The organism is Streptomyces sp. NPDC000878 (genome assembly GCF_053599695.1).
Window position 1 is genome coordinate 179,905 of sequence record NZ_JBSFMT010000013.1, and the last position, 6,113, is coordinate 186,017.

5 protein-coding genes and 1 pseudogene are annotated in these 6,113 nt (G+C 69.7%); 3 read left to right on the forward strand and 3 right to left on the reverse strand.

Annotated features, from left to right (window positions below; genetic code table 11):
• Positions 1 to 85: 85 nt before the first annotated feature.
• Positions 86 to 1,672: a hypothetical protein gene (locus ACWDR4_RS15130; protein ID WP_450408540.1), complete on the reverse strand. Its 1,587-nt coding sequence runs from the start codon at positions 1,670 to 1,672 to the stop codon at positions 86 to 88.
• Between the two features lie 180 nt (positions 1,673 to 1,852).
• Positions 1,853 to 2,068: a hypothetical protein gene (locus tag ACWDR4_RS15135; RefSeq protein WP_450408543.1), complete on the reverse strand. Its 216-nt coding sequence runs from the start codon at positions 2,066 to 2,068 to the stop codon at positions 1,853 to 1,855.
• Between the two features lie 136 nt (positions 2,069 to 2,204).
• Here ACWDR4_RS15135 and ACWDR4_RS15140 point away from each other — a divergent pair, with 136 nt between their 5' ends.
• Entirely contained in the window at positions 2,205 to 3,179 is a 975-nt protein-coding gene (locus tag ACWDR4_RS15140) for a carbohydrate kinase family protein (RefSeq protein ID WP_450408545.1), read from the forward strand.
• 91 nt (positions 3,180 to 3,270) lie between these two features.
• On the opposite strand, the gene ACWDR4_RS15145 is transcribed toward ACWDR4_RS15140, so the two are convergent.
• Complete coding sequence (locus ACWDR4_RS15145) at positions 3,271 to 4,647, reverse strand: aminotransferase class V-fold PLP-dependent enzyme (protein ID WP_450408547.1); 1,377 nt, start codon at positions 4,645 to 4,647, stop codon at positions 3,271 to 3,273.
• Between the two features lie 318 nt (positions 4,648 to 4,965).
• On the opposite strand from ACWDR4_RS15145, the gene ctaC reads away from it, so the two are divergent.
• A complete protein-coding gene (gene ctaC, locus ACWDR4_RS15150) occupies positions 4,966 to 5,925 on the forward strand; it encodes an aa3-type cytochrome oxidase subunit II (RefSeq protein ID WP_450408550.1) in 960 nt (319 codons plus the stop codon).
• Positions 5,922 to 6,113: pseudogene (locus ACWDR4_RS15155) on the forward strand (cytochrome ubiquinol oxidase subunit I); the annotation flags it as partial. The gene ctaC and the pseudogene ACWDR4_RS15155, both read left to right, overlap by 4 nt.

Here is a 6,113-nt window from a genome sequence, read left to right on the forward strand (position 1 = left end):
CGTACGCGTGGAGTAGACCCCAAGTCGTACGTGTGAAGGCGGCGCCCCCCTCCGACGGGGGCGCCGCCTTCATCTGTGCCGAGGGTCACCTCTTGGCGAAGTCGCCCTCGGGGATCGCCTGTCCGTCCGCCCCGACGACCTTCCGGTCACCCAGCGGCTCGTCCAACCGCACGGTCTCGTACGTGGCCTTGGCGAGCATGACGCAGATCCTGCCCTTCTCGGTCGTCGAGGTCACGGTCACCGTCACCTCGCCGTTCTCCTCCACCGAGGCCGAGTACTCGCTGCACACCCCGCCCCAGAAGCCCACGGTCAGCTCCTTGCCGTCGCCGGCGACCGTGTAGCCCTCGATCTTCGTGTCACGCGTCGTCGTCGGGGCCGACGGCTCCTCGCCCGGCGCGGTCGGCGTGGCCGTCGGAGACGGCTCCGCGCTGCTCCCGGCCCCGGCCAGATACTTCGGGTCGACCGCCGGATACGTCACCGTGAAGCTCTCGGCGGCACCCTGCGCCCGTACCTCGAACAGCCACGACGGCACCAGCGCCGGCCGCCCGGACACGGAGTGCGAGGCCAGCCCGAACACCGCCTTGTCGACGGTGAGCGACTCCTTCGCCTGCGTCGTCGCCGTACCCGTCGTACCGCACGGCGCCTCCAGCCGGTCCTTCAGCGGTACGGGGCTGGCGCAGCCCCCGATGCCCATGCGGTGCTCGGGAGTCGTCACCGCCCCCGGCTCGTTGAGCAGGGCCAGCGTCGCCTTGGCGCCGAGCACCGGATAGGTGTCGCCCTTCACCGGAGTCGCCAACTGGCCGCTGCCGCCCACCACTTCGCCCTGCGCGCTGACCTGGACACCGGTCGTCCAGCCGTACGTCGGCAGCCCGCCGACCACCGGGTTGGCGTTCACCACCCGCTGCTCGCCCATGATCTGGCTCGCGTCCAGCTTCGCGTCGTCCTGGCCCACCGCCTTCAGCACCGGCGCCGCGGCCTTCTTCGCGGCCGACTCGCTGATCGGTTCGAGCAGCTCGGCGTCGGCCCCGGGGTTCTGCGGGCACTCGGTGGTGCTCTTGCAGTTGTCGGAGCCGCCGACGAGATACCGGCTGAAGGACCAGGTCCCCGGCGCCTGCTTGTTCACCCGCAGCACCGGACCCGTGCCGTCCTTCGCCGCACCGACCAGCCAGCTCTCCGCCTCGGTCACCGGCTTCCCCTCGACGCCGAGCGCCTCGGCCAGCCGGGTCACCTCGGCGGCGGTGATCTCGTCCTTCGCCGTCGAGTACACCGGCGCCGAGGCGGGCCCGGCGGGCAGGGTGCCGTCGGCGCGGTAGGTCACGCCGTTCGGGTCGGGCTCGCCGGGCGCGATACCGCCCGTGCCGTCGCCCCCGGTGTAGCCGTCGAGGGCCAGCGCCGGGGGAGTGGTGCCGGCGCCGCCCGGCGCCGCCGTGTTGTCCGTACCGCCGCCGTCGCCCGAGCCGCCGGTCGCGCTACTGGCGAGGTACGCCCCGCCGCCCCCGACGAGCAGGACCGCGGCGGCGACCGAGGCGACGAGCACCGGGGACCGGCGCCGGGACGGGCGCTCCTCGGCACCGCTCTCCTCGGGTGCGGCCTCGGTGGTGCCGTCGACGGCTTCGACCTCGGGGGCCTTGTCGTCATCGGCGTCGTCGTGATCGGGTCGCTCGGTGTTCACCGCATCGCTCCTTCGGCTCCCAGCTGTCCCGGCTGTCCCGACCGGCGCGGTCCTGTCACCGACAGGCACCGTGGGGTCGTACACCGTGTCCTCTTTACGGGGGACAGCGATGGGACGCATCGGGGGAGCGCACGGTTCCCTTCGAGCGCTGGTCGGCGGGGTGGAGCCGGTCGCCGCCCGTCAGTCGCCGTACTCGGACATCGCGTCCACCAGCCGTGCCGAGGCCGACGGGACCGTCACTCCATGGATACGGGACGCCGGGACGGGCAGGGCGACGACTCGGTCCGGAGCCGCCCAGTGCGGGGCCATCCGGGCGCAGTCGCCGCGCAGGGAGGCGAGATCCCCTTCGAGGTCGTGGTGCACCCGCTGGGCCTGCTGGACCTTGAAGTTCGTCATACCGGAACCGTATGCACCGGATACCCGTCCGAGAAAGATCTACTATCGGGTAGTTTTGGCCGCTACAGCGAGCACGGGCCGACCGGGTAGCGTGAACTGTCAATCCCGCCTCCCCTTGCAGGAGAGTGTCCTCGCCGTGCGTATCGCAGTCACCGGCTCCATCGCCACCGACCACCTCATGACCTTCCCCGGCCGTTTCGCCGACCAGTTCGTAGCGGACCAGCTGCACACGGTCTCGCTCTCCTTCCTGGTCGACAACCTCGACGTACGCCGGGGTGGCGTCGGTGCGAACATCGCCTTCGGCATGGGCCAGCTCGGCACCAGGCCGATCCTGGTCGGGGCCGCCGGCGCCGACTTCGACGAGTACCGCGCCTGGCTGGACCGCCATGGCGTGGACACCGGCTCGGTGCGCATCTCGGAAACGCTGCACACCGCCCGCTTCGTGTGCACCACCGACGCCGACCACAACCAGATCGGCTCCTTCTACACCGGCGCCATGAGCGAGGCCCGGCTCATCGAGCTGAAGACCGTCGCCGACCGCGTCGGCGGCCTCGACCTGGTCTCGATCGGCGCGGACGACCCGGAGGCGATGCTCCGCCACACCGAGGAGTGCCGCACCCGGTCCATCCCGTTCGCGGCCGACTTCTCCCAGCAGATCGCCCGCATGGGCGGCGACGACATCAAGGTCCTGCTGGAGGGCGCCGCGTACCTCTTCTCGAACGAGTACGAGAAGGGCCTCATCGAGTCCAAGACCGGCTGGTCCGACAGCGAGATCCTCGCCAAGGTCGGCACCCGGGTCACCACCCTCGGCGCCCGGGGCGTACGCATCGAGCGCGTCGGCGAGGAGCCGATCGAGGTCGGCTGCCCGGAGGAGGAGGCGAAGGTCGAGCCGACGGGTGTCGGCGACGCGTTCCGGGCGGGGTTCCTGTCGGGGCTGGCGTGGGGGGTTTCGCTGGAGCGGGCGGCGCAGGTTGGTTGCATGCTGGCGACTCTCGTCATCGAGACGGTGGGTACGCAGGAGTACCAGCTGCGGCGCGCCAACTTCATGGACCGGTTCCGTAAGGCCTATGGGGATGAGGCTGCGGTGGAGGTTCAGGGGTATCTGGGCTGATTTTTTCGTCTGCGGGTGCGTGAGGGCTGGTCGCGCACACGCGGCGGTAGCCGCAAATCGATACAGCCCCGCGCCCCTAAAGACAGGTCGGTCAGCTCAATCGGCGGATTAGGTATGCCGTTCCCTTTTCCGCCTGCTCCTCGCCCATGTATTCCTGTTCCCGCATTTCGCACCATGCCGGGATGTCCAGGCGGGCTGCCTCGTCGTCCGAGAGGACGCGGATCGTGGCGCCCACCGGGACGTCGCCGATGACCTTCGCCAGCTCGATCACCGGGATCGGGCAGCGCTTGCCCAGCGCGTCCACGACGAGGGTGTTCTCCTCCCGTACCGTCACCGGAACCGGCGCGCCCAGCTTCTCCCGTACGGTCGCCACCGCGCCCGGCAGGACGGTCAGGAACCGCTCGATCTCCTCGGCCGGGGTCCCGAAGGGCAACGACACCCTCACATTGCCCTCACTCAGTACGCCCATCGCCCGCAGCACATGGCTCGGCGTCAGCGTGCTGCTCGTACAGGACGATCCGGACGAGACGGAGAAGCCCTCCCGGTCCAGCTCGTGCAGCAGGGTCTCTCCGTCGACATAGAGACAGGAGAAGGTGACGACCCCAGGCAGCCGCCGCACCGGATCGCCGACGACCTCCACGTCGGGGACCAACTCCGGCACCCGCGCCCGGATCCGCTCCGTCAGCTCCCGCAGCCGTACCGCCTCCTGGGCCGCCTCGGCCCGTACGGCGCGCAGGGAAGCCGCCGCCGCGACGATCGCCGGCAGGTTCTCGAACCCGGCCGCCCGCCCCGACTCCCGCTCGTCCACGGGCCCTTGAACCGCGAACCGCACCCCTTTACGCACGGCCAGCAGCCCGACCCCGGAGGGCCCACCCCACTTATGGGCACTGGCGGTGAGCAACGACCAGGGTCCGGCCACCGTCCCCCACCCGAGCGACTGCGCCGCGTCCACCAGCAACGGCACCCCGGCCGCCCGGCACACCTCGGCCACCTCCGCGACCGGCTGCTCGGTCCCCACCTCGTGGTTGGCCGACTGGAGACAGGCCAGCGCGGTGTCCGGCCGTACGGCGGCCTCGTACCCCTCGACGGCCACGGCACCACCGCGATCCACCGCGACCCTGGTCACCGCCCCGCCCGACGCCTCCCACTCCTCCGCCGAATGGAGCACCGACGAGTGTTCGACCGCTGACACGATCAGGTGACGTCCGATGCGGCGCCGACCCGCGAGAGCGCCCGCCATGCCGACGTGCACAGCCCGAGTCCCGGACGACATGAACGTCAACTCATCGGGACGGCACCCGACGGCCTCGGCCGCAGCCTCCCGTGCGGCGTCGAGCAACATCCGAGCCCGCCGCCCCTCCCTGTACAAACGTGCGGGATCGGCCCACCCCTCATCGAGAGAAGCCAGCAGAGCCTGCCGAGCAACAGGGTGGAGCGGAGCTGAGGATGCGGCATCAAAGTAGGACACACCCCAACGCTAAGTCCTCAACAGCGGGCATGTGGTCCCACCTGTAGGGGCGCGGGGAACTGCGCGACCAGCCACCCACAACCCGCACCCGCCAACGAACGGAACCCCCCACCCCATTGGGCGCCCAACCCCCCGTCAGCCCCCTTCGGGGTGACCCCCGGCGCGTTGGGGACCCTCCCCGCGCGACCCCAAATTGCGTCCAGTAGGGTTTGGTCCGCATAAACATCCAAACCCCTGCCCGACGCAGGGCGGCGACCGACCCCCCAGAAGGCAGGCCGCAGCCAACCCGCGCGGGCGAGACTCTCGGGAAGGCGCTACGTGAGTCCCAACGGCTCCGACCGCTCGCCGCGGCGCCCGATGCGGCGGAAGCTGCTGCAGGCAATGACTGCGGGCCTGGTCCTGGTGACCGCGACCGGTTGCACATACAAGGACTTCCCCCGCCTTGGTATGCCCACCCCCACCACGGAAGAGGCTCCGCGGATCCTCTCCCTGTGGCAGGGATCCTGGGCAGCCGCGCTCGCCACCGGCGTGCTGGTCTGGGGCCTGATCCTGTGGAGCGCCATGTTCCACCGGCGCAGCCGCACCAAGGTCGAAGTACCTCCGCAGACCCGGTACAACATGCCCATCGAGGCGCTGTACACCGTGGTTCCGCTGATCATTGTCTCGGTGCTCTTCTACTTCACGGCACGTGACGAGTCGAAGCTCCTCGATGTCTCCAAGAAGCCCGACCTGACGGTCAACGTCGTCGGCTTCCAGTGGAGCTGGGGCTTCAACTACATCGAGAACGTCGAGGGTTCCACCGGGAACGCGAACACCGACGAGAACCTGGCCGCCATTCCGGACCGGTTCAAGGAGGACTTCCCGGCCAACGCCGGCGGTGTCTACGACGTCGGCACGCCCGGTACGAAGAACCCGCAGACCGGCAACCCCGGTCCGACCCTCTGGCTCCCCAAGGGCAAGACGGTCCGCTTCGTCCTCACCTCGCGTGACGTCATCCACTCCTTCTGGGTGGTCCCGTTCCTGATGAAGCAGGACGTCATCCCGGGCCACACCAACGCCTTCCAGGTGACCCCCAACAAGGAGGGCACCTTCCTGGGCAAGTGCGCAGAGCTGTGCGGCGTCGACCACTCCCGGATGCTGTTCAACGTGAAGGTCGTCTCCCCCGAGCGCTACGAGCAGCACCTCAAGGACCTCGCGAAGAAGGGGCAGACCGGTTACATTCCCGCCGGCATCGCGCAGACGAGCCACGAGAAGAACCGGGAGACGACAAACCTGTGAGCATCCTCAACGAACCCCAGGGTGCCGCCGCAGCTGAGGACTCGTACGAGAACGAGCTGCCGGTCCGGCGCAAGCAGCCCGGCAACGTGGTCATCAAGTGGCTCACCACCACGGACCACAAGACGATCGGCACGCTGTATCTGGTGACGTCGTTCGCGTTCTTCTGCATCGGTGGCGTGATGGCGCTG

What these genes read in the sequence shown, in the direction of transcription:
- ACWDR4_RS15135 (WP_450408543.1), bottom strand. Translation starts at nt 2,068, where the DNA reads ATGACGAACTTCAAGGTCCAGCAGGCCCAGCGGGTGCACCACGACCTC.